A 23,024-nucleotide genomic window follows, 5' to 3' on the forward strand; every position below is an offset into this window, starting at 1 on the left:
TCATGCGTACCGGCGGCACCACTCGTACATGATGACGGCCGCCGCCGCGCTCGCGTTGATCGACCGCGTCGATCCGTACTGCGTGATCTCGACGTGGGCGGATGCCGCTGCCAGCGCTTCCTCCGAGAGCCCCGGCCCCTCCTGCCCGAAGAGCAGCACGCATCGCTCCGGCAGGTCCGCTCGATCGACCGGCACGGCGCCCGGCACGTTGTCCACCGCGATGACCGGGATTCCGGCGTCATCCGCCCACGCCGCGAACGCCGCGACATCGGCATGATGCACGACGTGCTGGTAACGGTCGGTGACCATCGCGCCCCTCTTGTTCCAGCGCCGGCGCCCGATGATGTGCACGGTGTCGGCGAGGAACGCGTTGGCGCTGCGGACGATCGAGCCGATGTTCAGATCGTGCTGCCAGTTCTCGATGGCCACGTGGAACGGATGCCGGCGCTCGTCGAGATCCGCGACGATGGCCTCCATCCGCCAGTAGCGGTACCGGTCGATGACGTTGCGGGTGTCGCCGTGCGCGAGAAGGTCGGGGTCGTAGCGGGCATCCTCCGGCCACGCTTCCCGTCCGCCTGGCCACGGTCCGACGCCGTGGGTGGTGCGCTCGGGCGTCTGCTCGTCCATCACGCCAGGCTATCCGCCGGGGTCAGTCGATGATGACGAAGAGCGTGTTCGACGCGATCACGATCCAGATCACGCCGATCGCTGCGGCAGGGATCGCCGTCACGAGGCGGCGTGCCGCCGGCCCCTGGCGAAGCGCGAACGCCGTCGCACCGATGCACACCGCAGTGCCGACGAGCGCGACGACCGTGAGGGGCCACCCGCTCTGGGTGTCGCCTGCTTCCCAGTCGCACCGCACCCCGACGGGGAAGGCCGTGACCTCGACCCTCCGCAGTGTGTCGTCATGCGGTTCGACCCCGTCGGGGAGTTCGCTCGCCCAGCAGGTCGCGACCGGATCGGCGACGGCATCCGCCTGCGCGATGGCCGCCGTCGCGACGGGGAAGACGCTGAGGATGGCCAGCAGCAGGAGCACCCACCACGCCGTGCTCGCTCTCCCTGTCGCCATTCCTCACTTCTAACACGCGCGCCGGTGACCCCGGGATTCCGAGGAGCGATCGTTATCCTCGCCCGGGATTTAGGCATGCCGAAAAATCAGCTACGATTTCGGCATGCCGAAATCGTCCGCCTCAACGCTCCGCTCGCGCGGCCTTTGGCTCCTCGGCCCGGCGCTCGTGGCCGGCGTCGCCTACCTCGATCCAGGCAACGTCGCCAGCAACATGACCGCGGGCGCCCAGTACGGCTATCTGCTGGTCTGGGTCGTCCTGGCGGGCAACATCATGGCGTGGCTCATCCAGTACCTCTCGGCCAAGCTCGGGGTCGTGACGGGGCAGAGCCTTCCCGAGCTCCTCGGCGCTCGGCTCCGCCGCCCGTGGGCACGCCGCGCCTACTGGCTGCAGGCCGAGCTGGTGGCGATGGCGACCGACCTCGCGGAGATCATCGGCGGCGCGGTCGCCCTCAACCTCCTTTTCGGCATGCCTCTCCTGCTCGGCGGCGTCATCACGGGCGCGGTGTCGATGATCCTCCTCGCCGTGCACAGCCGGCGCGGTCCGCGGCACTTCGAGTTCGTGATCATCGCGCTCATGGTCATCATCACCGTGGGGTTCATCGCCGGAGTGTTCATCGCCCCGCCGGACCCGGCCGGTGTCGCCGGCGGCCTCGTGCCGCGCTTCGAGGACAGCGGTTCGGTGCTCCTCGCCGCGTCCATCCTCGGCGCGACGATCATGCCGCACGCGATCTATGCCCACTCCTCTCTCGCGCGCGACCGGTTCGGCGGCGACCCTCGGGCGGATGCCGAGACGCGCACCCTCCTGACCGCCACCCGCTGGGACGTCACGGTCGCGATGGTCATCGCCGGTTCGGTGAACCTCGGCATCCTGCTGCTCGCCGCGGCGAACCTCGCCGGCGTCGAAGGCACCGACTCGCTCGAAGGAGCGCATGCGGCCCTCGCCGACGGGCTCGGCCCCGTCGTGGCGACCTTCTTCGCGGTGGGGCTCCTCGCGTCGGGGCTCGCTTCGACCTCGGTGGGCGCCTACGCCGGCGCTGAGATCATGCACGGGCTCCTGCGCGTGCGCGTGCCGCTTCTCGCCCGTCGCCTTGTGACCCTCATCCCGGCGCTCGTGATCCTCGGCACCGGCGTCGACCCGACGCTCGCGCTCGTGCTCAGCCAGGTCGTGCTGTCGTTCGGCATCCCGTTCGCGCTGATCCCGCTCGTCGCGCTCACCGCCCAGACCCGCACGCTGGGCGCGTGGGCGAACCGCACGGGCACGACGATCGCCGGGGTCGCCGCCTCCGTCCTCCTCATCGCGCTCAACGGCGCCCTGCTGTGGCTGGTGCTCACCGGCTCGTGACCCGTCGATCCCCGCATCCGCCCTGTCGCGAGGAGACATCCGCCCCTGTCGCGAGGAGGCACACCCTCGATTCCCGCTCCGCACAGCGCGCGGTTAGGCTCGAAGTCATGACCCCCGAAGCCAAAGTCCGCCTGTTCACGTGGCTCGGGCTGACAGCCGGGGTGGTCGGCGCTCTGCTCATCGCCTTTCCGAAGATGCTCCCTGTCGGCGGTCCGTGGGTGCAGCTCGCGCTCGGCATCCTCACCCTGGTGCTCGCGTTCCGAGCCCGTCGGGTCGGGATGAGCGACGTGGAGGGCTTCGACGGACGGCTGTCGCTCGCCGCGGCGCTGCTCGGGTTCCTCGTGGTCTTCTTCGCCGGTCAGGTCGCCTTCGGCATCCTCGTCGCCGCCGCGAACTGAGCCGCCGAGGCGCCCGCGTAGTCTGGAGACGTGGCATCCCCCGCAGCTGACGACTACCTCAAGACCGTCTACGCGCACACGGAGTGGCAGGACTCTCCGATCACCCCGTCGGTGCTGGCAGCGAAGCTGGGCATCGCCCCGTCGTCGGTCACCGAGATGGTGAAGAAGCTCGCGTCAGCCGGGCTCGTCTCGCACGTGCCGTACGGAGCGGTGCGCCTCACGGATGCCGGAACGCAGCGGGCACTGGCGGTGATCCGGCGCCACCGCCTGATCGAGACCTGGCTCGTGCAGGAGTTCGGCTACGGGTGGGACGAGGTCCACGACGAGGCAGAGGTGCTCGAGCACACGATCAGCGATCGGCTCCTCGAGGGGATCGATGCCCGCCTCGGTCGTCCGCGGTTCGATCCGCACGGCGACGCGATTCCGGATGCCGAGGGGCGGATCGACCGGGAACCGTTCGTGCTGCTCGCGGATGCCGCGCCAGGGCATGCCGGCCGGGTGCTGCGCGTGAGCGATCAGGATCCCGAGGTCCTGCGGGCCGTGGAGGCCGCAGGGGTCACCGTCGGAACCGAGGTCGTCGTGACGCCGGGCGGCGTGCGCGTGGACGGCGTCGACGTCGAGGTGGGTGACGCGGCCGCGGTCATCTGGCTCACCGCCTGACTCCCTCCCCAGGGGTGGTAATTCTTTTCGCGTGCGTGCAAGATTGTGGAAACCATTACCGCACCGAGACGGAATGAGGACTCGATGAAGAGACGCCCCCTGGTCGCCGCGGCGGCTTCGCTGCTGCTGCTCGGCGCCCCCGCGGCGACGGCCGCCGCTGCGACCCCCGAGGAAGAACCGCTGTACACCTACGTCAAGAATGCCGACGGGACGTACGGCTACAGCAGCACGCCGGTGTACACCTAACCGGGCTCCGGCACGCAGGTCACCGTGCCGACCACGCTCACGCACGAGTCCCGCCGCTTCTCCAGCGCCTGGGTCGGCACGATCGGCAACCTCAACTTCGGGAAGCCCGCCGACGCAGCCGACTTCGACGCCAACTACTCCGCGGTGCTCGACGACTTCGAGGCGTGGAACATGAACGCCGTGATCTTCCAGGTGCGCCCGCTGCTCGACGCGTACTACCCCTCGCAGCTGAACCCCTGGTCGGAGTTCCTGACCGGCACTCAGGGCACCGACCCCGGATACGACCCGCTGGCCCGGATGGTCGACGCGACGCATGAGCGCGGCATGGAGTACCACGCCTGGCTCAACCCGTACCGCGTCACCAACACCAAGATGACGGCAGCGAGCATCCTCAACGCCCTCCAGCTCACCGCCGACCAGGTCAGGGCGCTCACCATCCCGGAGTACATCGCCGCCCTGCACGCCGCGGGGATCCTCGCGAGCGACAACTTCGCCGTGCAGCATCCGGAGCTCGTGCTGGCGTTCGACGAGAAGCTGTTCCTCGACCCCGGCCGTCCCGAGGTGCGCGACTACGTCGCGGCATCCGTCGCCGAGATCGTGGAGAACTACGACGTCGACGCCATCCACTTCGACGACTACTTCTACCCGTACCGGATCAGCGTCAACGGCGCGAACGTGTTCTTCGGCTCTGCCGGAGAAGACCGGGCCACCTTCGAGCAGTACGGCCTCGCCGCGGGATACCCCGACACGGCCGAGGGCATCGAGCAGTGGCGGCGCGACAACGTCATTGCCCTGATCACCGAGGTCGGCGACGCGATCGACGCGCACAACGCCGAGGCGGGAACGGCCGTGCGGTTCGGCGTCAGCCCCTTCGGGATCTGGGAGCACATCGCGAACGACCCGGCGGGATCGCACACGCCGACCACCTCGTCGCAGAGCTACAGCTCCGCGATCTTCGCCGATACCCGAGGCTGGGTGCAGGACGAGCTCGTCGACTGTCTGACCCCGCAGATCTACTTCGAGCAGGCCTGGATGAACCCCGAGGAGGTGCCGAACCAGATCCTGTTCAACCAGAAGCTCGACGGCATCGACGGCAGCGTGTTGTTCAGCTACAACGACATGCGACCCAGCGACCTCTCGGCCCTGTCGGATGCGCTGAAGCCCCGCCATCAGGCCAAGAACGATGCCATCGCGCAGCTGAAGTCCGGCGCGTTCTCCTATCCCACGCTCACGCCCGCCAAGCCGTGGCTCTCGACGGGCGCCGTGAACGCGCCGGGAGCGTGACGAAGGACGGCCCGACCCTGTCGTGGACGCAGTGCGGCGACGCACGCTTCTTCGCGGTGTACTCCGGCACGGGCACGCCCGAGGAGGTCGTGCAGACGCCGGGAACGCTCATCGACCGCGTGTGGGCGGGCGACGACGGCACCTTCTCGTACGAGATCCCGGCGGATGCCGACCCCGACGCGGTCTGGGTGGTGACGGCGCTCGATGCGGCATCGGTCGAGAGCCAGGCCGTCGCCGCCGCCGCGCCGGCACAGCACCCCGGCAACGGCAAGGGCAACGCGACCGGCCACGACAAGGGGAACGGGAACGGCCAGGGCCACGGCAACGGCACCCCCTGCAAGGCTCCGCGCGGCTGAACGGCCCCGCGCGACTGAACCGCTCCGCGCGGCTGAACAGTTGAACAGCGGCTGGACAGTTGAACAGCTGAACGGCAGCAGCACGGCGGGCCGCCGATCCATCCCCAGGAACCGGCCGGTCCGCCTCAGCGGCGGGCGATGGCGTCGTGCGTGAGGTGCAGCGGCGTCGACACCGATCCGCCGGCGCGCTGCACGATGCGGACGAAGAGGATGTCGATGAGCGCCAGCTGAGCGATGCGGCTGGACATCGCGGCCATGCGGAACGGTGACTCGTCGGCGTGCGTGAGCAGCACCACGTCGACCGCGTCGAGGAGCGGCGCGGCGGGCTCGTTGGTGACCGCGACCGTGAGCGCTCCGGCGTCGTGCGCCACCGTCGCCGTGCGGATGGTCTCGGGGGTGGCGCCGCTGTGGGAGAACGCGATGACCACGTCCTCCTCGGTGCAGAGCGAGGCCATCGTGAGGGCCAGATGCGGGTCCGAGGCGTGCGAGGCGGCGAGTCCGATACGCACCAGCTTCTGCTGGAGGTCCTGCGCGGTGAGCGCCGATGCGCCCTGACCCAGCAGCTCGATCCGACGCGCCGACACGATGGCCGCGGCGACCCTGTCGACGGCATCCGCGTCGACCATGCGCGCGGTCCGTTCGATGGCGTCGACCTGCTGGGCGCCGATCTTGGCCGCCACGGTGGAGACCGCGTCGTGCGGGTCGATCGCCGTGGTCTCGAGGCCGAAGCGCTCCCGCTGCGCCTGCGCGAGCGTCACCGAGCGGGAGATCTCGGCCCGCAGCTCCCGGTATCCCGAGTAGCCCAGGGACTGCGCGAAGCGGGCGACGGTCGACACCGAGGTCTCGCAGCGGACGGCGAGATCGGTGATGGCGAGCCCCGCGACCCCGGTGGGATCGTCGAGGATCTCCTCGGCGATCCGGCGCTCCGACGCGGTCAGCCCCGGGAGCGACTCCCGCACGAGCGCGATCGCGTCACGCTGCTCCACGGGTGGTTCCCCTGATCAGGGAGAGCGCAGCCACCACTCCGGCCCTGTTCGTCGCGCGCACGTCGATGACCGCGAGCGGAAGCGCGGCCTCGACGGGGAGGCCGACGTTGACGACGACTCCGGGTCCGCGACGCGCGACCACGTCGATCGCCGTGCGCTGCGCGGCAGTCAGCTCGGGGCCGTCGACCACGACGAGCGCCATCTGTCCCGCGGGGATCTCGCCGTCGCCGAGGCCGGCGCCCGTGGCGTCGATGCGCCGTACGGTCCCGCCGTCGCGCAGCACCTCCGAGACGAAGTCCGCGGCGGTGTCGACAGCCAGCGTCGACCGGCGCCGGGCGTCGACCACCGCGAGCGGGCCGTCGACCGCGGGGACATGGCCGGTGACGCCGACGGCGCGCTGCACCACGTCGGCGAGGTCGGCGGCGGGAAGGGCGGTGAGCGGACGCGCGCTGCTCTGCGCCCTAAGAGCGCGCGCCAGCCGCGACACGCGCTCCGCAGCCTCCCGGACGCGCTCGACCGGCAGCACGCCCTCACGCAGAGCCGTCACGATGGCGTCGCGTGCTGCGCGGAAGTCCTGCTCGTCTTGGTCGGCCGCCGCCTTCGCGCCGGGGTTCGTCGGGTTGCCGATGCACAGCAGGTCGGCGCCGGCCGCCAGGGCGCGCACCGCACCCTGGCCGATCCCGACGCTCTCTCTGATCGCCGCCATGTCAAGGGCATCCGTGACGATCACGCCGTCGAATCCCCAGCCGCGGAGGATGCCGAGGATCGCGGGGTTGAGCGTTGCGGGCTCGCTCCCCCACGCGGGGACGACGATGTGCGCGGTCATGATCATGTCGACACCCGCGTCGACGGCGGCGCGGAAGGGTGCGAGATGCACGCGCTCGTACTCGGCGGTGTCGAGGCTGATCTCCGGCAGCGCGTGATGCGAGTCGAGGTGTGTGTCGCCGTGCCCGGGAAAGTGCTTCGCGCATGCCGCCACCGCACCGCTCTGGATGCCGTCGATCATGGCGACGGCGTGACGGGAGACGAGCTCGGCGTCAGCGCCGAACGCGCGCACGCCGATGACCGGATTGCGCGGATTCGTGTTGACGTCGGCGACCGGTCCGAGCGCGACGTTGGCGCCGACCGTGCGCAGTCGACGGGCGAGCTCCACACCGACGGCCCTGCTGACCGCCGTGTCGTCGACGACCCCGAGCTGCGCCGCGCCCGGAAGCGTGGAGCCGGACGCCCGCTCGAGCCGCGTCACGCTGCCGCCCTCTTCGTCGACGCCGATCAAGGCATCGGGGTTCGCCTCGAGGATCTCGGCACTGAGAGCATCCAGCTCGTCGCCGACGTTCTGCCCGAAATAGACGACGCCGGCGAGGCCGTCGCGCAGCTCTGCCCGCAGCCACTCGGGAGCGCGCGTGCCGAAGAAGCCGGGCCAGACGACGCCGTTGGCGAGACGCGTGAACTCGTCGCTCATCCCTTCACCGCTCCCGCCACCATGCCGGCGGAGAGGCGGCGCTGCACGATCACGAAGAAGATCATGACCGGGACGGTGATGATCGTCGACGCGGCCATGATGCTGCCCCAGTCGTTGGAGTGCAGGCCGAAGAACGACTTGAGTCCGATCGACACGGTGTACTGGTCGGTCGCGCTGCCGAGGATCGTCATGGCGAAGATGAACTCGTTCCACGCCGTGATGAAGCTGAAGATGCTCGTCGCGACGAGCCCGGGCATCACCAGCGGCAGCAGGATCGAGCGGAACATCCGCCACCAGCTGGCGCCGTCGATGTACGCGGCCTCCTCGAGCTCGACGGGGACCGCGGCGACGAAGCCGCGCAGCATCCAGATGCCGAACGCGAGCGACAGTGCGACGTAGACCACCATGAGGCCCAGGATGCTGTTGAGCAGGCCCAGGCTCTTCACCTGAAGGAACAGCGGGATGACCAGAGCCTCGAGCGGCACCATCTGCACGACGAGGATCATCATGAGGATCGTGGTGCGGAACTTGAAGCGGAACCGCGCGACGGCGACCGCCGCGAGGAGGCACACGATCGCGCTCACGAGCACGGTGACGAGGGCCACGATCGCGGAGTTGCGCAGGTAGGTGCCGAAGCCGCCGTCGGTGAGGACGTAGGCGAAGTTGTCGAAGGTGAACTCCTGCGGCAGCAGGGACTGCCCGCCGCTGGAGGCCTTCTTGTCGAGCGCGCTGGAGACCATCCAGTACACCGGGAACAGGGTGAAGATCAGGACGGCGGCGACAGCGACGCCGATGCCGATCCTCGACAGGACGGACGGACGCGGGTTCACAGCTCGTCCTCCTTCATGAGAGAGCGGATGTACACGATCGTGATGCCGATCAGCACGAGGGTGAGCAGCACCGCGAGTGCCGCGCCGAAGCCGTACTTGTTCTGACCGAACGACTCCACGTACGACCACACGCCCAGGTTCAGCACTGAGCGGTTGCCTCCGTTGCCTCCCGGCATCAGGTAGACCTGCGCGAAGACCTTGAAGTCCCAGATGGTCGACAGGATGATGACGACCGAGAACACCGGCTTGAGGGTCGGGAAGATGATCTTCCAGAAGCGGCGCCACGCGCCGGCGCCGTCGAGGGCTGCCGCCTCGAGCATCTCCTTCGAGACGCCGAGAAGGCCGGCGAGCACGGTGATCGCCACGAACGGGAAGCCGTGGTGCACGACGTTGAGCAGCACGATCGCGTAGAACGACCACTGGTTGGTGAACCAGTTGACCGGCTCGTCGATGATGCCGAGGCCCGTGAGCACCGTGTTGAAGATGCCGCGGTCGGCATCGAAGATGAAGGTCCAGACGTAGGTGCCGGTCACGGCGGGCATGGCCCACGCGACCATGATGCAGCTGGAGACGATCGTGCGCCAGACCGTGCCCAGGCGGGCGAGCAGCAGGGCGACCAGTGTGCCGACGGCCACGGTCGCGAACACCGCGACGGCCGCGAAGCCGACGGTGTTCGGCAGCACGACGGTCCACAGCTGCGGATCGCTGAGCGCCTTGCCGTAGTTCTCGAGGCCGATCCAGTTCTGTTCGCCCGTGTTGATCTGGCGCAGTCCGTAGTCCTGCAGCGAGTACAGGAACACCTGGACGAGGGGCCACAGCATGAGCACCGCAAGGATGATCAGGCCGGGCGCGAGGAGGAGCCACGGTCGCGCCTTCGCCAGCGAGAACCCGCGGGGCCTGCCGGCCACGGAGGCGGAGGAGGTCTCCGCCTTCGTGGCCGGCAGCGGTGCTTGCACCATCGTCATGGAAAGAGGACTTCCTACTGGTTGAGCAGCTCGGTCATCTCAGCCGCGGCGTCCTTCGTCGCGGTCGCGACGTCCTTCTGCCCGCTGAGGATGGCCTGGATCATCGAGTTGGTAGTCTTCTTCGCCTGCACGGCGCCGAAGTTCGGGGTCACCGGCACCGAAGCGCCGCCGTCGACCATCTGCTCTGCGAACGGAGCGACGAGCGGGTCGGTGGAGGCCAGGGCCTCCTCCATCGCGGACTGCACGCCGGGGAAGTAGCCGGTCTCGTCAGCCCACTGCTCGGCGAACTTCCCGGTGGTCATCATCTCGACGAACTTCCACGCCAGGTCGGCGTTCTTCGTGGTGTTGAAGATCGACAGGTGCGATCCACCGAGCACCGAGGGCGCGATGCCGCCGTCCTTGCCAGGGATCACGGCCGCGCCGATCTTGCCCTCGAGGTCGGGGTTGGCCTCGACGAGCGCCTTCGGCGTCCACGAGCCGGAGAGCATCATCGCGACGTTGCCCTGGGTGAAGGCGTCGCGGAGGTCGGTCTCCTTCCACGTGGTGGCACCGGCCGACGAGAAGCCGTGCTTCGTGGCGAGGTCGGTGTAGAACTCGATGCCCTCCTGCGACTTCTTGCTGTCGAGCTCGCTCGTCCACTCCTTGCCGTCGAGCGTGGCGACCTCGCCGCCGGCGCCCCAGACCCAGGGGTAGACCTGGAACTCGGCGTCGCCGGGCACGGGGAACGGCAGCATGTCGGGCTTCGCGGCCTTGATGGCCTCACCCGCGGCGACGATGTCGTCCCAGTTCTTCGGGGCGTCGAGGCCGAGCTCCTCGAAGACGTCGGTGCGGTAGACCAGCGAGCGCACGCCGGCGTACCACGGCATGCCGTAGAGCTCGCCGTCGTAGGTCCCTGCCTCTTCGAGGCCCTTGACGAGGTCCTTGCGCAGCCCCTTCTCGGCGTCGACGTACTCGTCGATCGGAAGGAGCGCACCGGCGTCGGCGAACTCGGCGGTCCAGGTGGTGCCGGTCTCGGCGATGTCGGGGGTCGTGCCGCCGGCGATCGACGTCACGAAGCGGTCGTGTGCGTCGGCCCACTGCACCTCTTCGATGGTGACCGTGGCGCCGGTCTCCTTCTTGAACTCCTTCGAGACCGCGTCGTAGAAAGCGGTCGAGTCGGGGTTGGTGCCCTTCATGATCCAGACGGTGAGCTCCTGGCCCTTGCCGTCGACGGCCTCTCCCTTGGTGTCGGTTCCTCCTCCGGAACAGGCCGCGAGGCCGAGCGTGGCCACGGCGCCGAGCGCCACGGCGGACAGAATGCGCTTGTGCATCAGGATCTCCTCGTTGAAAACGTCCACGGCGGCTTCCTCTCCGCCTCGAATTAAGACTATGCCACTAACAAAACATTCTGCAAACAATTTTCGTCGCGTGGGACAAGGAGTGGCAGATAATGGAAAGAATTTCCACTCTGCGGATACCTCCGCTGCGCCCCGCCCTCGTGCGCCATAGGCTGGGCTCATGGCACACCGCGATGACATCGAATGCTGGCTGACCGACATGGACGGCGTGCTCGTCCATGAGAACGACGCCATCCCCGGAGCATCCGACCTCCTCGCCGGATGGGAGCGCGACGGCATCCCCTACCTGGTGCTCACGAACAACTCGATCTTCACCGCCCGCGACCTGTCGGCCCGCCTGCGCGCCAGCGGCCTCGTGGTGCCGGAGGACCGCATCTGGACCTCGGCCCTCGCCACGGCCGACTTCCTGGCCCAGCAGCTCCCCGGCGGGTCGGCCTTCGTGATCGGCGAGGCGGGGATCCTCACCGCCCTGCACGAGGCCGGATTCATCATGACCGAGACGAACCCCGACTTCGTCGTGGTCGGCGAGACGCGCAACTACTCGTTCGAGGCGATCACCAAGGCCATCCGTCACATCAACGCGGGCGCACGGTTCATCGTCACGAACCCCGACGCGACCGGCCCGAGCGTCGACGGCCCGCTCCCCGCCACGGGTGCCATCGCCGCGCTCATCACGAAGGCGACGGGCAAGGAGCCGTACGTGGTCGGCAAGCCCAACCCGATGATGTTCCGTTCGGCGCTCAACAAGATCGGCGCACACTCGAAGAAGACCGGCATGATCGGCGACCGCATGGACACCGACATCGTGGCTGGCATCGAAGCGGGGCTGCACACCGTGCTGGTGCTGTCGGGGATCAGCGACCGCGCGGAGATCGAGAAGTACCCGTTCCGCCCCGACGAGATCGTCGAGTCGGTCGCCGAGCTGCTGCCCGCGACGGACGGCTGAGATGGGAGCCCTCGACGACGGGGAACGGCTCCGCGCCGCGGACGCGTCGGCCTGGCGCGCCTGGCTCGAGGAGAACCATGAGCGCGCGGCCGGAGTCTGGCTGCTGAGCGTCCGGGGCGCCGCGAGCGACGGCGTGGGCTACGAGGACGCCGTGCGCCAGGCGCTGTGCTTCGGCTGGATCGACGGTCCCGTGCGCACCTTCGACGATGCCACGGTGGGTCAGTGGTTCTCGCCGCGACGGCCGGGCAGCGGCTGGGCCGCGACCAACAAGGCCCGTGTCGCAGAGCTCGAGACGGCGGGCCTCCTCGCCCCCGCCGGCATCCGCGCGATCGAGGCGGCCAAGGCCAACGGCACGTGGACGGTGCTCGACGGGCCGGAAGCGGGAATCGAGCCGCCCGAGCTCACCGAGGCGCTCGACGCCGTGCCCGCCGCACGCGCGAACTGGGATGCGTTTCCGAAGTCGGCGAAGAAGCTGGGGCTGACGAACATCGCCATGGCGAAGAAGGCCGAGACGCGCACGGCGCGCATCGCGAAGATCGTGGCGGATGCCGCGGAGGGGAAGCGGCCATGAGCCAGAGCGATCTGCTGTTCCTCGTCGTCACCCTGATCCTCGTCACGACGATCACGATCACCGTGGTGAACCTCGTGCGCGGCCGGCGAGGCGGTGGCTCAGGGGACGGCCGCGCCGGCTGGTGGGAAGGCCCCTGGGAGGACGACGACCGGCGACGCTGACGCGCCCGCCCACACCGAGACCGCGCGGGACCCGTCGTTCAGCGCGCGGTGAGTTTCAGACTCTCCACGCGCCCCACCGGCTGCGGCATCCGGAGCGGTCCGGCGCCCGGTGTGATGGTGCCGAGGATGCGCGCCTCCCGCGCTCCCGTCCCGCCGGGCACGACGGCAGGAACTCCGTGCAGCGTGCACCATCCGATGAGCGCGAAGAGGATCGCCTCCTTGCCGTCGGCCGAAGCGCCGAGCTCGTCGGCGAGAACCACCTCGACGTCGGGCAGGGCGTCACGGAGTCCCTGCATGATGAGCGGGTTCCGGCATCCGCCGCCCGACACGGCGAGGAAGCGGATGCCGGCCGCTCTCACGTCCTGCGCCACGGTCCGGACCGTGAGCTCGGTGAGCGTGCGCACGAGGTCGGCGGGCGCGATGTCACGGCCCTCCGTCATGCGGCGCACATAGTCGAGGTGGAAATGCTCCTTGCCCGTGCTCTTCGGCGCGGGGAGCGCGTAGTACGGGTCGGCGAGGAGTGCCTCGAGCAGTGCATGGTCGACGCGTCCGCTCCGGGCGATCGCGGCGTCGGCGTCGTAGCCGCGGTCGTCGAGACGCTCGGCCACGACGACCGCGTCGATGAGCGCGTTGGCCGGTCCGACATCGTACGCAGACAGTCCGTCGAGCCCCACGACGGTGATGTTGGCGATGCCTCCCAGGTTGAGCGCCGCAGAGACGCCGGGACGGCCGCGCAGCAGGAGCTCGTCGAGGAACGACACGAGGGGCGCACCGTGTCCGCCCGCGGTGATGTCGCGGATGCGCACGTCGGAGACGACGGGCACCCCGAGGCGTTCGGCGATCCAGGCGGGCTGGCCGATCTGCAGGGTGCCGCGGGCGTGTCCAACCTCGACCCAGTGGTAGACGGTCTGACCGTGCGTGCACACGGCGTCGACGCCGCCGACGGATGCCGCGGCCGCTGCAGCCACCTCGGCGAACGCCTGGCCGATGAACGTGTCGAGTTCGCACACCTCCGCGAAGGTGGTCTGCGCGGGAGGCAGCGCCGCGATCAGCCGGGACCGCAGCTCCGGATCATAGGGAACGCTGTCTTCGTGCAGCACCGTGCCGTGCACGGCGCCTCCCGACTCCTCGAAGTCGACGACGGTGACGTCGATCCCGTCGTGCGAGGTTCCTGAGAGCAGTCCGAGTACGCGCATGCGTGTCCTTCCATCGTCCCTTCGAGCGTACGGGTCCGCGCGCAGGTCTCCCTCCACATCCCTTCCCCTCGCGGACTTCTCCACACATTCCGAGATACGTCCGCGACGGGCCCCGCGTGTCGCGTGCGGCCGCGTAGCGTCGAGCCCGTCCCCTCACGAGACTGGAGGCATGTACGTGTCCGCAGAGATCATCGCCGTCATCCTGAGCGCCGTCGGCATCATCGTCACGCTCGGCGCGGGCATGTTCGCGGGCTTCAGCTGGTGCGTGCGGCGAGCGGATGCCGGAGACGCCCGGCTCGAGGAGCGGATCGACGCGCTCGACACGAGGCTCACGACGAAGATCGACGACGTCGAAGACAAACTCACCAGACGCATCGACGACGTCGAAGACAAACTCACCAGACGCATCGACGACGTCGAGAACAAGCTCAGCACACGCATCGACGACGTCGAGAACAAGCTCAGCACACGCATCGACGACGTCGAAAACAAGCTCACCACACGAATCGACGACGTCGAGAACAAGCTCACCACACGCGGTGAGGGGCTCATGGAGGGGCAGGCCTCACTGAGGAGCGACATGGCTGTCATCGCACATCAGGTGGGCGTGCTCACCTCGGACGTCGCCGAGCTCAAGGCCGACGTCACCGTGCTCAAGGCCGACGTCACCGTGCTCAAGGCCGGCGTCGCCGATCTGAAAGGCGACGTCACCGAGCTGAAGGCCGACGTCGCCGCGCTGCAGAGCGACATGTTCGAGGTGAAACTCGCCATCGCCCGCTGGGAGGGGCCGCCACGTCATCTGATGCTGACGCGGTGACCCCTTCGGCGATGCTCAGCGGAGGACGAGCGCGGCCGCTCCGATCAGGGGACCTTCGTCCCCGAGCCCCGACCGCACGACGCGTGTGCGGCGGGAGTACTCATGAGCGGCGCTGGCGGTGAGAGCCTGTTGCACGAGCTCGATGTAATCCGCGGACACACGGGAGAAGCCTCCGCCGATCGCCACGACGTCGAGGTCGACGAGTGTCGCAGCATCCGCGAGCGCTTCGCCGACGGCCCTTGCCGACCGCTCGATCGCCGCGCGGGCGACGGCATCCCCTGCTGCGGCATCACGCGCGAGATCTTCGCCGGTGGCACCGGTCCACCCCTGCTGCTGCGCCCACGCGGCGCTCGCCGGACCGGAGGCGATCTCCTCCAGCGTCAGCCCGCCCTCGCGCCGAACCTGCCCCAGGTGTCCCGCGTTTCCTGTCGCGCCGGGGATGTACGCACCGTTCACGACGAACCCGCCGCCGACGCCGGTGGACACCACGATCGACAGCGAGGCGCCCGCCTCCCTCGTGGCGCCGAGCCAGGACTCGGCGAGCGCGAGGGCGCCGCCGTCGTGGCCGAGCACGGTGGGCAGCCGGCGGCCGAGGATGCCGGAGGCCGTGGTGCGCACGGCATCCGCAAGGCCGTACCCACGGGCGGCCGGCATGTTCACGGGAAGGATCCGGCCGGCGTTGCGGTCGATCGGCCCGGCGCTGCCGACGCCGGCCCCGACGAGCTCGGCGTCGTCAGGCAGATGCGAGAGCGCGTGGGTGACCACCGCGGCGACCGCATCGTCGAGCGATGCGGGGGTGGCGTCGCGGCCCGTCGCGCGGCGGCTCCGGCTCCCGTTCACGAGCGTGCCGTCTTCCGCGACGAGCGCTGCTTCCATCTTCGTGCCGCCCACGTCGACGGCCAGTGCGTAGCGGGTCACTGCGGGTCGAGTCCCAGGTCGTCGAGGTCGAAGGCTGCGCGCCATTCGAGTCCCTCGGCTTCGATCGCGGCCTGCGCACCCGTCTTGCGGTCGACGATCACGGCGACCGCCACGACCTCGGCACCCTCCTTGCGCAGCGCCTCGACGGCCTTCAGCGCCGACTGCCCGGTGGTCGACGTGTCCTCGAGCACGACGACGCGCTTGCCTGCGACATCGGCTCCCTCGATCTGCCTGCCTCGGCCGTGATCCTTGGGCTCCTTGCGCACCACGAACGCGTCGAGCGGCCGGTCGGTCGCGACGGAGGCGTGCATGACGGCATTGGCGATCGGGTCGGCGCCGAGCGTGAGGCCTCCGACGGCGACGGCGTCGAGGTCGGCGATCAGATCGAGCATGATGCGGCCGATCGCCGGGGCTGCGCGGTGGTCGAGGGTGAGCTTGCGCATATCGACGTAGTACGTCGCCTTCTTGCCGCTGGAGAGGGTGAAGTCGCCATGGAACACCGCCTCGCCCGTGATCAGGTCGAGGAGTGTCTGGCGGTCTGCGTCGAGTGCGGTCACGGCACCCAGTCTAGAAGGGCGGATGCCTCCTTCCCACGCGCCGTCGGCCTGGCTTACCCGGCGGCATCCGCCTATCGTGGCCCGTGACCGAACGGAAGGAGCATCCGTGTTCTCGTACGATCCCTACGCCGCGCTCGCCGAGCTGCGTCCGGTTCCTCCTCTGGAGCTGTCCAGCCCCGATTTCGAGCCGGGCGGCGCCCTCCCTCTGTCCGCATGGTCGTCCGACAGAGGGGGCAGCGACCTGACGCCGCGCCTGCGGTGGTCCGCACCGCCGGCGGGCACGCGCAGCCTCGCGATCTCCTGCTTCGATCCAGACGCACCGACCGGATCGGGGTTCTGGCACTGGGCCGCGTTCGACCTGCCTGCCGGGCTGACGGAGCTCGAGTCGATCGACGGCACCGCTGCGAGCCTGCCGGAAGGCGCGAAGGTGATGCCGAACGAAGCGCGGCTGCAGCGCTTCATCGGCGCGGCGCCGCCTACCGGGACCGGTGTGCATCGGTACTTCTTCGTCGTGGACGCGCTCGACGTGGAGCACCTCGATCTTCGGGGCGATGAGACCCCGGGCACCTTGGGCTTCCACCGTCATTTCCACACCCTGGCACGGGGCGTGCTCGTCGGGACCGCCGACCCGGCCGACCGCTGACATCCCCCTTCCGAATGCCGCCGCGCGATACCGCGCGGCGGCATTCGCGCCTTCAGATGGACACGTCGTGAGTCCTGCAGTATTCTTCCATCATGCGAAAGCAAATATTCGTTATGTGAAGTCGGCGACGGCGCCTCGACGTGACGGGCGGCCCCCGCACGGGGCGAGATCGCGCTCGAGACCCTGAGGCGCCTGGGCGCCCGAGCAGAAGGAATGGAACCATGACCACGTATCTCTCCCGAGCCGATCTCTCGGTTGCCGCACCCGTCGTCGAGTTCGCGGAGACGTCGCTGTCCGACGCCGGGCGCGACGCCGACGCCTTCTGGGCCGGGGCGAGCGCGATCATCCACGACCTCGGGCCCCGCAACGCCGCGCTGCTCGAGAAGCGGGACGAGCTGCAGCAGCGCATCGACGACTTCCACCGCGCCAACCCCGGAGTCCCCGATCGCGACGCCTATCGCGCCCTGCTGACCGAGATCGGGTACCTCGTTCCGGAGCCCGAGGACGTGACCGTCACGACGGAGGACGTCGACCCCGAGATCGCGTCCATGGCCGGGCCGCAGCTCGTGGTGCCGCTGCTGAACGCGCGCTTCGCGCTCAACGCGGCCAACGCCCGCTGGGGCTCGCTGTACGACGCGCTCTACGGCACGGACGCGATCGACCAGTCCGGCGAGCTCGCGCCCGGACGGGAGTTCAACCCCGCACGCGCTGCGGCCGTGGTGGCTCGTGGTCGTGCCCTGCTCGACGACATCGCTCCTCTCGACGGCGCATCCCACGGCGACGCCGTGTCGTATCGCGTCGACGGCGCGGGCCTGATCATCGACACGGCGCACGGCGAGCGCCGGCTCGCCCAGCCCGGCGCATTCGTCGGCTACACCGGCGAGGCCGGCGCCCCGACCGCGGTGCTCCTGCGTCACAACGGGCTGCACGCCGAGATCGTCGTCGACCGCGAGGGCCCGATCGGGAAGACGGATGCCGCAGGCGTGCAGGACATCGTGCTCGAGTCCGCCCTCACGGCGATCCTCGATCTCGAGGACTCCGTCGCCGCGGTCGACGGAGACGACAAGGCTCTCGGCTACCGCAACTGGCGAGGGTTCATGGACGGGACCCTCACCGAGACCGTGACGAAGGGCGGCCGCACGTTCACGCGCCGCCTGGCCGGCGACCGCACGTACCGCACCGCCGACGGAGGTGAGATCACCCTCCCCGGGCGTGCCGTGCTCTTCATCCGCAACGTCGGTCACCTCATGCGCACCGACGCCGCGCTCGACCGTGACGGCGCCCCCGTGTTCGAGGGCATCCTCGACGCGATCATGACCGCGCTCGGCGCACTCCCCGAGCTGGAGGGCCCGGATGCCGGACGAAACTCGCGCACCGGGTCGATGTACATCGTGAAGCCGAAGATGCACGGCCCCGAGGAGGTCGCGTTCGCCGCCGAGCTCTTCTCCCGGGTGGAGGAGCTGCTCGGACTCCCCGCGCGCACCATGAAGATCGGCATCATGGACGAGGAGCGCCGCACCTCGGCGAATCTCGCGGCGTCGATCGCCGCGGCATCCGACCGGGTCGTCTTCATCAACACCGGCTTCCTCGACCGCACGGGCGACGAGATCCATACGTCTCTGCACGCCGGGCCGTTCCTCCCGAAGGCGGCGATCAAGCAGCAGCCCTTCATGCAGGCCTACGAAGACCGCAACGTCGCGATCGGGCTGGCCTGCGGTCTCGACGGGCACGCGCAGATCGGCAAGGGCATGTGGGCGGAGCCCGACCTCATGCACGACATGCTGGAGAAGAAGATCGCGCACCCGCGCTCCGGCGCGTCGACCGCGTGGGTGCCCTCCCCGACGGCGGCGACGCTCCACGCGCTGCACTACCACCAGGTCGACCCGTTCGAGGTGCGGCGCACGCTGCCTCCGGTCGACGCCACGGCGCTCGACCGGCTGCTCGTGCCGCCGCTCGCCGGCCCTGAGGACCTCACGCCGGAGGTCGTGGCGAGCGAGATCGACAACAACGTGCAGTCGATCCTGGGGTACGTCGTGCGCTGGATCGACCAGGGCATCGGCGTCTCGAAGGTGCCGGACATCCACAGGGTGGGGCTCATGGAGGATCGCGCCACGCTGCGCATCTCGAGCCAGCTGCTGGCGAACTGGCTGACGCACGGAGTGATCACGGAGGAGCAGATCGACGACAGCCTGCGCCGCCTCGCCGTGGTCGTCGACGAGCAGAACGCCGGAGACCCGAACTACGAGAAGCTCGCCGTCCCCGATGGCGGCACTCCGGGCATCGCGTACACGGCCGCCCGGCGCCTGATCGTCGAGGGCGCCGCGCAGCCGAGCGGCTATACGGAACCTCTGCTGCACGGCCTCCGCCGCGAGAAGAAGGCGGAGCAGGCTCGCGGGTGAGCGCGCGTGGTGCCGTCCGTGGGCATCGACCCGCGGACGGCCGATGTCCGCCCCCGCAACTAGGCTGGGAACCATGCGCTTGGCCACCTGGAACGTCAACTCCATCCGCACCCGCGTCGCCCGCACGGTCGAGTTCGCCGTGCGTGAAGACATCGACGTGCTGGCGATGCAGGAGGTCAAGTGCAAGCCCGAGCAGTTCCCGTACGCACCGTTCGAGGAGGCCGGGTATCACGTCGAGGTGCACGGCCTGAACCAGTGGAACGGCGTCGCCATCGCGAGCCGGTTGCCGATCACCGATGTGCAGACCTCGTTCGCCGGCATGCCCGGCTTCGCGAAGGGGCATGAGGGGCCGGATGCTCCGCTCGAGGCGCGCGCACTCGGGGTCATGGTCGACGGCATCCGCGTCTGGAGCCTGTACGTGCCGAACGGCCGTTCGCTCGACGACCCGCACCTGGCGTACAAGCTGCACTGGCTGGAGGAGCTGAAGAAGGCGACGGCGGCAGAGCTGTCGGCGAACCCGGAGCTGCCGCTGGCCCTCGTGGGCGACTTCAACATCATCCCGTTCGACGAGGACAACGGCGATCCTGACATCGTCGTCGGCCGGTCGACGCACGTGTCGCCGCAGGAGCGCGCGGCGTTCTTCGCGTTGCAGGATGCCGGCGTGACCGACGTCGTCCGTCCGCTGATCCCCGAGGGTTACACCTACTGGGATTACCAGCGGCTGAAGTTCCCCCGCAACGAGGGCATCCGCATCGACTTCATCCTCGGCTCGCGGACGTTCGCCGATGCCGTGACCGGCGCGTCCATCCACCGCAACGAGCGCAAGGGTGAGCAGCCGAGCGACCACGTGCCCGTGGTCGTCGACCTCGACTTCGGCTCGGCCGGCGACGACGACCTGCCGATGATCTTCTCCTGAGCGCGGCGTCATGCCCCTCCGCCTCATCGCGACCGATCTCGACGGCACCCTGCTCGACTCGACGGCCGCGGTGACGCCGCGCACGCGGGCCGCGCTCGACGCGGCACGCGCCCGCGGCATCCACGTCGTGCCGGTGACCGCCCGCCAGCCGATCGGCCTGCGGGCGATCGCGGCCGATGCGGGCTTCGCGGACTGGGCGCTGTGCGGCAACGGCGCCTATGCGACCAATCTCGCCGACGGACGGATGCTGTTCGCCGAGGAGCTGCCTCCCGACACGATCCGGACGCTGGCCGAGGCGCTGCGGGCGAGCGTGCCAGGGCTGCTGTTCGCGAGTGTGCGCGAGGGCGGCGAGACGTTCGTCGCGCAGCACGGCTACGCCGAGCTCGCCGACTACGCCGACCACAAGCGCCACCCGCACACGATGGGCGGCGTGCCGCTCGACCAGGTGCTCGCGGCGCCGAGCCTCAAGCTCGTGATCCGGCATCCCGAGCTCGCGCCCTCGGTGCTGTTCGACACGCTGCGCGACCTCGGGCTCACCGGCTTCGAGGCGACCCTCTCGGGTGCCCCCTTCGTGGAGGTCATGGCCGCGGGCGTCACGAAGGCCACAGGACTCGCCCGCCTCTGCGAGCACCTCGGCATCGACCGCGCCGACGTGGTGGCGTTCGGCGATGCCCTCAACGACGTCGAGATGCTGCGCTGGGCAGGCCACGGTGTCGCGATGGCGGGAGCCGACGAGGTGGTGCGGGAGGCCGCAGACGATGTCGCGGAATCGAACGACGACGACGGGGTGGCGCGGGTCATCGAGCGGCTGCTCAGCTAGCGTCGAACGGATGCCCCGGGGGCCGCCGCGCCGGTCACATCGTGCCGGTGCGGACCTCGCCGGAGACCGGGGCGTAGCGCAGCAGCAGCGTTCCGCCGTCGCCGGACTCCACGTGGAGCAGCTCCATGCTCGCCGGAGCGGTTCCGTCGGGGAAGACCTTGCGCCCCTGACCCAGCACCACGGGGTACACCCACAGCTGCAGCTCGTCGTAGAGCCGCTCGGCGAGCAGGGTCTGCACGAAGTCGACGCTGCCGATCACGTGCACGTCCTGGTGCTTCTCCCGCAGTTCGGCGATCTCGGAGGCGAGGTCGTCGCCGATGCGAGAGCTGCCTTCCCAGTCGAGCTGAATCCCGGCATCCCGTGAAGCCACATACTTCGGCACACGGTTGAAGAGCTGCCCGATGAACCCTTCGGGACCCTCGGTGTGCTGCGGCCAGTACCCCGCGAAGATGTCATAGGTGCGGCGTCCGAGCAGCAGCGCATCGAGCGTCTCCATGCCCGCCGTCACGCTGCGCATGACGGCCTCGCTCGGATATCCCGCCTGCCAGCCGCCGTAGGGGAAGCCGTCTCTGGTGTCCTCCTCCGGTCCGCCCGGCGCCTGGGCGACGCCGTCGAGCGTGGTGAACAGATCGATGATGATGCGTCCGGTCATGATGCCGACTCCTTCGTGAGCTCCGTGAGTGGTGCGATGTGGAACGTGCGCGCGAACGAGTCGAGGAACGTCTCGTCGCCGCGCACCACGGCCAGTACGTCCTGTGCGAGCGCCTCGGCGGGCGTCAGCTCTCCCGCGATGAGCCGTCGGATGCCGCGACCCGCCACGATCACGGCGTCCGGTTCCCGATCGGGCCCTTCGTCTCGTCGCTTCGCTCCTCGCTCAGGAAGCGGGTCTCGCTCAGGAAGCGTGTCTCGCTCAGGAACCGGGCCTCGCTCGGGAACCGGGCCTCGCTCAGGAACCGGGCCTCGCTCAGGAACCGGGCCTCGCTCGGGAAGCGACGACTCTGGGGCCAGCCGAGCGACCGTCAGCGTGCCGGCGCGCACGGACGCCCGCAGCGCCACGTCGCGGACGTGCAGCTCGTACTCGGCATCCGTGGCGGCATCCGCCTGGAATGCCGTGCGCAGGGCCATGGTGAGCGAGTCGGGGGTGACGACGTCGTCGGGCGACGGTTCGCCCATCGTCTGGAACCCCCGGCGACCGAGGGCGAGCATGATGGGCTCGAGCGCGCGACCATACGGCGTGAGCTCGTACACGAGTCCGCAGTTGTGCAGCGGTACGCGTCTCACGACGCCGCCCTCCTGCAGCTCCTTGAGCCTGGCGGAGAGGATGTTGGTGGGGATGCGCGGCAGGCCCTGCTTGAGGTCGGTGTACCGGCGCGGCCCGACGAGCAGATCGCGCACGATGAGCAGGGCCCACCGTTCCCCGATCAGCTCGACGGCCGTCGTGACACCGCAGTACTGGCCGTAGCTGCGCGCCCCCACGTCAGTGCGCTTCGGCGACGTGCTCCGGACCGTTCTCCACGACCTCGGGGGTCATGTAGAGGAAGCCGAGGGAGTTGCCGTCGGGGTCGTCGATGTCACGGGAGTACATGAATCCGTAGTCCTGCGCCGGCTTCGGCTCTGTGCCGCCGGCCGCGAGGGCCTTCTCGACGATCGCATCCACGTCCTCGCGGGAGTCCTGCGCGAACGACACCGACACCTGGCAGACCGCGTTCGGATCGGCGATGGGCTTGTCGGTGAAGGTCGCGAAGAACTCGGTCTTCAGCACCATGAAGTAGATGTCGTCGCTCCACACGACGCACGCGGCGTTCTCGTCGGTGAAGAGCGGATTGATCTCGCAGCCGATGGCCGTGTAGAAGGCCTTGCTGCGCTCGAGGTCGGACGTGGGCAGGTTGACGAACACCTTGGTCATGATGACTCCTCTGTCGGTCGTGACGTGTCTGTTCTGGATGTGTCTGTTCTGGTCGGCGGATGCTGATCGGCGGGTGCCGGCCTCATGAACACGGCTTTTAAAAGCAAGCACGCTTGTCAATAGCAAGTGATATGACGGCATGAGTTCTGCGGAAGGCGGCAGTCGGATGCCGGGATCGATCAGGGCGCGGCAGTCGAGCGCCGCAGCCCCACCAGTGCGAGAGCGCCGGCGCCGAGCGT

The 23,024-nt window shown here is 69.4% G+C and carries 27 protein-coding genes; 14 read left to right on the forward strand and 13 right to left on the reverse strand.

The features are described from left to right. On the reverse strand, nucleotides 1–627 hold the full coding sequence (locus AB663_RS02655; protein WP_067195559.1) for a TrmH family RNA methyltransferase: 627 nt from the start codon (nucleotides 625–627) through the stop codon (nucleotides 1–3). 22 nt (nucleotides 628–649) lie between these two features. Beyond that, nucleotides 650–1,069, reverse strand: a complete 420-nt coding sequence (locus AB663_RS02660; protein ID WP_157540835.1) for a hypothetical protein — start codon at nucleotides 1,067–1,069, stop codon at nucleotides 650–652. Between the two features lie 103 nt (nucleotides 1,070–1,172). On the opposite strand from AB663_RS02660, the gene AB663_RS02665 reads away from it, so the two are divergent. From AB663_RS02665 to AB663_RS02685, 6 genes are all read left to right on the forward strand, one after another. Next, a complete protein-coding gene (locus AB663_RS02665; RefSeq protein ID WP_067195564.1) occupies nucleotides 1,173–2,411 on the forward strand; it encodes an Nramp family divalent metal transporter in 1,239 nt (412 codons plus the stop codon). Nucleotides 2,412–2,518: 107 nt separating this feature from the next. Continuing rightward, complete coding sequence (locus tag AB663_RS02670; RefSeq protein WP_067195567.1) at nucleotides 2,519–2,809, forward strand: hypothetical protein; 291 nt, start codon at nucleotides 2,519–2,521, stop codon at nucleotides 2,807–2,809. 30 nt (nucleotides 2,810–2,839) lie between these two features. Then, on the forward strand, nucleotides 2,840–3,469 hold the full coding sequence (locus tag AB663_RS02675; RefSeq protein ID WP_067195570.1) for a metal-dependent transcriptional regulator: 630 nt from the start codon (nucleotides 2,840–2,842) through the stop codon (nucleotides 3,467–3,469). An 84-nt stretch (nucleotides 3,470–3,553) separates the two neighbouring features. Then, on the forward strand, nucleotides 3,554–3,715 hold the full coding sequence (locus AB663_RS17070; RefSeq protein WP_157540837.1) for a hypothetical protein: 162 nt from the start codon (nucleotides 3,554–3,556) through the stop codon (nucleotides 3,713–3,715). Nucleotides 3,716–3,739: 24 nt separating this feature from the next. Then, the gene (locus AB663_RS02680) at nucleotides 3,740–4,999 is read left to right on the forward strand and encodes a glycoside hydrolase family 10 protein (protein ID WP_067195573.1); all 1,260 of its coding nucleotides are present in this window, start codon (nucleotides 3,740–3,742) and stop codon (nucleotides 4,997–4,999) included. Continuing rightward, nucleotides 4,996–5,355, forward strand: coding sequence for a hypothetical protein (locus AB663_RS02685; protein ID WP_157540840.1), 360 nt, complete (start codon nucleotides 4,996–4,998; stop codon nucleotides 5,353–5,355). Before AB663_RS02680 ends, AB663_RS02685 begins: the two co-directional genes overlap by 4 nt. 125 nt (nucleotides 5,356–5,480) lie before the next feature. Here AB663_RS02685 and AB663_RS02690 read toward each other — a convergent pair whose 3' ends face one another. From AB663_RS02690 to AB663_RS02710, 5 genes are read right to left on the reverse strand one after another with little or no spacing between them, the layout of a single operon-like run. Continuing rightward, nucleotides 5,481–6,341: a MurR/RpiR family transcriptional regulator gene (locus tag AB663_RS02690; protein WP_067195580.1), complete on the reverse strand. Its 861-nt coding sequence runs from the start codon at nucleotides 6,339–6,341 to the stop codon at nucleotides 5,481–5,483. Further along, nucleotides 6,328–7,803 (reverse strand): glycoside hydrolase family 3 protein, encoded by a 1,476-nt coding sequence (locus tag AB663_RS02695; RefSeq protein ID WP_067195584.1) that lies wholly within the window; start codon nucleotides 7,801–7,803, stop codon nucleotides 6,328–6,330. The genes AB663_RS02690 and AB663_RS02695 overlap by 14 nt, the downstream gene beginning before the upstream one ends. After that, the gene (locus AB663_RS02700) at nucleotides 7,800–8,633 is read right to left on the reverse strand and encodes a carbohydrate ABC transporter permease (protein WP_067195588.1); all 834 of its coding nucleotides are present in this window, start codon (nucleotides 8,631–8,633) and stop codon (nucleotides 7,800–7,802) included. The genes AB663_RS02695 and AB663_RS02700 overlap by 4 nt, the downstream gene beginning before the upstream one ends. Continuing rightward, a complete protein-coding gene (locus tag AB663_RS02705; RefSeq protein WP_067195591.1) occupies nucleotides 8,630–9,598 on the reverse strand; it encodes a carbohydrate ABC transporter permease in 969 nt (322 codons plus the stop codon). Before AB663_RS02705 ends, AB663_RS02700 begins: the two co-directional genes overlap by 4 nt. Before the next feature lie 14 nt (nucleotides 9,599–9,612). Then, nucleotides 9,613–10,908, reverse strand: coding sequence for a sugar ABC transporter substrate-binding protein (locus tag AB663_RS02710; RefSeq protein WP_067202021.1), 1,296 nt, complete (start codon nucleotides 10,906–10,908; stop codon nucleotides 9,613–9,615). 187 nt (nucleotides 10,909–11,095) lie between these two features. Between AB663_RS02710 and AB663_RS02715 the strand changes: the two genes are divergently transcribed. From AB663_RS02715 to AB663_RS17300, 3 genes are read left to right on the forward strand one after another with little or no spacing between them, the layout of a single operon-like run. Next, a complete protein-coding gene (locus AB663_RS02715) occupies nucleotides 11,096–11,881 on the forward strand; it encodes an HAD-IIA family hydrolase (RefSeq protein WP_067195594.1) in 786 nt (261 codons plus the stop codon). 1 nt (nucleotide 11,882) lies between these two features. Next, complete coding sequence (locus tag AB663_RS02720) at nucleotides 11,883–12,452, forward strand: YdeI/OmpD-associated family protein (protein ID WP_067195597.1); 570 nt, start codon at nucleotides 11,883–11,885, stop codon at nucleotides 12,450–12,452. Further along, nucleotides 12,449–12,613 (forward strand): hypothetical protein, encoded by a 165-nt coding sequence (locus tag AB663_RS17300; RefSeq protein WP_198147911.1) that lies wholly within the window; start codon nucleotides 12,449–12,451, stop codon nucleotides 12,611–12,613. The genes AB663_RS02720 and AB663_RS17300 overlap by 4 nt, the downstream gene beginning before the upstream one ends. Before the next feature lie 38 nt (nucleotides 12,614–12,651). Here the strand turns inward: AB663_RS17300 and AB663_RS02725 are convergent, their stop codons facing one another. Then, nucleotides 12,652–13,809 (reverse strand): anhydro-N-acetylmuramic acid kinase, encoded by a 1,158-nt coding sequence (locus AB663_RS02725; protein ID WP_067195600.1) that lies wholly within the window; start codon nucleotides 13,807–13,809, stop codon nucleotides 12,652–12,654. Between the two features lie 169 nt (nucleotides 13,810–13,978). Between AB663_RS02725 and AB663_RS02730 the strand changes: the two genes are divergently transcribed. Next, on the forward strand, nucleotides 13,979–14,626 hold the full coding sequence (locus AB663_RS02730; RefSeq protein ID WP_067195602.1) for a hypothetical protein: 648 nt from the start codon (nucleotides 13,979–13,981) through the stop codon (nucleotides 14,624–14,626). A 15-nt stretch (nucleotides 14,627–14,641) separates the two neighbouring features. Here the strand turns inward: AB663_RS02730 and AB663_RS02735 are convergent, their stop codons facing one another. After that, entirely contained in the window at nucleotides 14,642–15,544 is a 903-nt protein-coding gene (locus tag AB663_RS02735; protein WP_067195606.1) for an ROK family protein, read from the reverse strand. Next, nucleotides 15,541–16,101 (reverse strand): orotate phosphoribosyltransferase, encoded by a 561-nt coding sequence (pyrE, locus tag AB663_RS02740; protein WP_067195609.1) that lies wholly within the window; start codon nucleotides 16,099–16,101, stop codon nucleotides 15,541–15,543. Before pyrE ends, AB663_RS02735 begins: the two co-directional genes overlap by 4 nt. A 106-nt stretch (nucleotides 16,102–16,207) precedes the next feature. On the opposite strand from pyrE, the gene AB663_RS02745 reads away from it, so the two are divergent. The 4 genes from AB663_RS02745 to AB663_RS02760 all read left to right on the forward strand — a co-directional run bounded on the left by AB663_RS02745 (nucleotide 16,208) and on the right by AB663_RS02760 (nucleotide 20,879). Further along, entirely contained in the window at nucleotides 16,208–16,744 is a 537-nt protein-coding gene (locus AB663_RS02745) for a YbhB/YbcL family Raf kinase inhibitor-like protein (protein ID WP_232304612.1), read from the forward strand. A gap of 221 nt (nucleotides 16,745–16,965) precedes the next feature. Next, nucleotides 16,966–19,143 carry a malate synthase G gene (locus AB663_RS02750; RefSeq protein ID WP_067195612.1) on the forward strand — a complete coding sequence of 726 codons (2,178 nt, stop codon included), beginning with the start codon at nucleotides 16,966–16,968 and terminating at the stop codon, nucleotides 19,141–19,143. 73 nt (nucleotides 19,144–19,216) lie between these two features. After that, the gene (locus tag AB663_RS02755; protein ID WP_067195615.1) at nucleotides 19,217–20,059 is read left to right on the forward strand and encodes an exodeoxyribonuclease III; all 843 of its coding nucleotides are present in this window, start codon (nucleotides 19,217–19,219) and stop codon (nucleotides 20,057–20,059) included. A 10-nt stretch (nucleotides 20,060–20,069) separates the two neighbouring features. After that, a complete protein-coding gene (locus AB663_RS02760; RefSeq protein ID WP_067195619.1) occupies nucleotides 20,070–20,879 on the forward strand; it encodes an HAD family hydrolase in 810 nt (269 codons plus the stop codon). 34 nt (nucleotides 20,880–20,913) lie between these two features. Here the strand turns inward: AB663_RS02760 and AB663_RS02765 are convergent, their stop codons facing one another. From AB663_RS02765 to AB663_RS02775, 3 genes are read right to left on the reverse strand one after another with little or no spacing between them, the layout of a single operon-like run. Continuing rightward, complete coding sequence (locus AB663_RS02765) at nucleotides 20,914–21,531, reverse strand: dihydrofolate reductase family protein (protein ID WP_067195623.1); 618 nt, start codon at nucleotides 21,529–21,531, stop codon at nucleotides 20,914–20,916. Beyond that, a complete protein-coding gene (locus tag AB663_RS17485; protein ID WP_067195626.1) occupies nucleotides 21,528–22,355 on the reverse strand; it encodes a winged helix-turn-helix transcriptional regulator in 828 nt (275 codons plus the stop codon). Before AB663_RS17485 ends, AB663_RS02765 begins: the two co-directional genes overlap by 4 nt. Nucleotide 22,356: 1 nt before the next feature. Beyond that, nucleotides 22,357–22,785 carry a VOC family protein gene (locus AB663_RS02775; RefSeq protein WP_067195629.1) on the reverse strand — a complete coding sequence of 143 codons (429 nt, stop codon included), beginning with the start codon at nucleotides 22,783–22,785 and terminating at the stop codon, nucleotides 22,357–22,359. Nucleotides 22,786–23,024: the final 239 nt, after the last annotated feature.

The organism is Microbacterium sp. XT11, from assembly GCF_001513675.1.
In the GTDB taxonomy this organism is placed as follows: Bacteria; Actinomycetota; Actinomycetes; order Actinomycetales; family Microbacteriaceae; genus Microbacterium.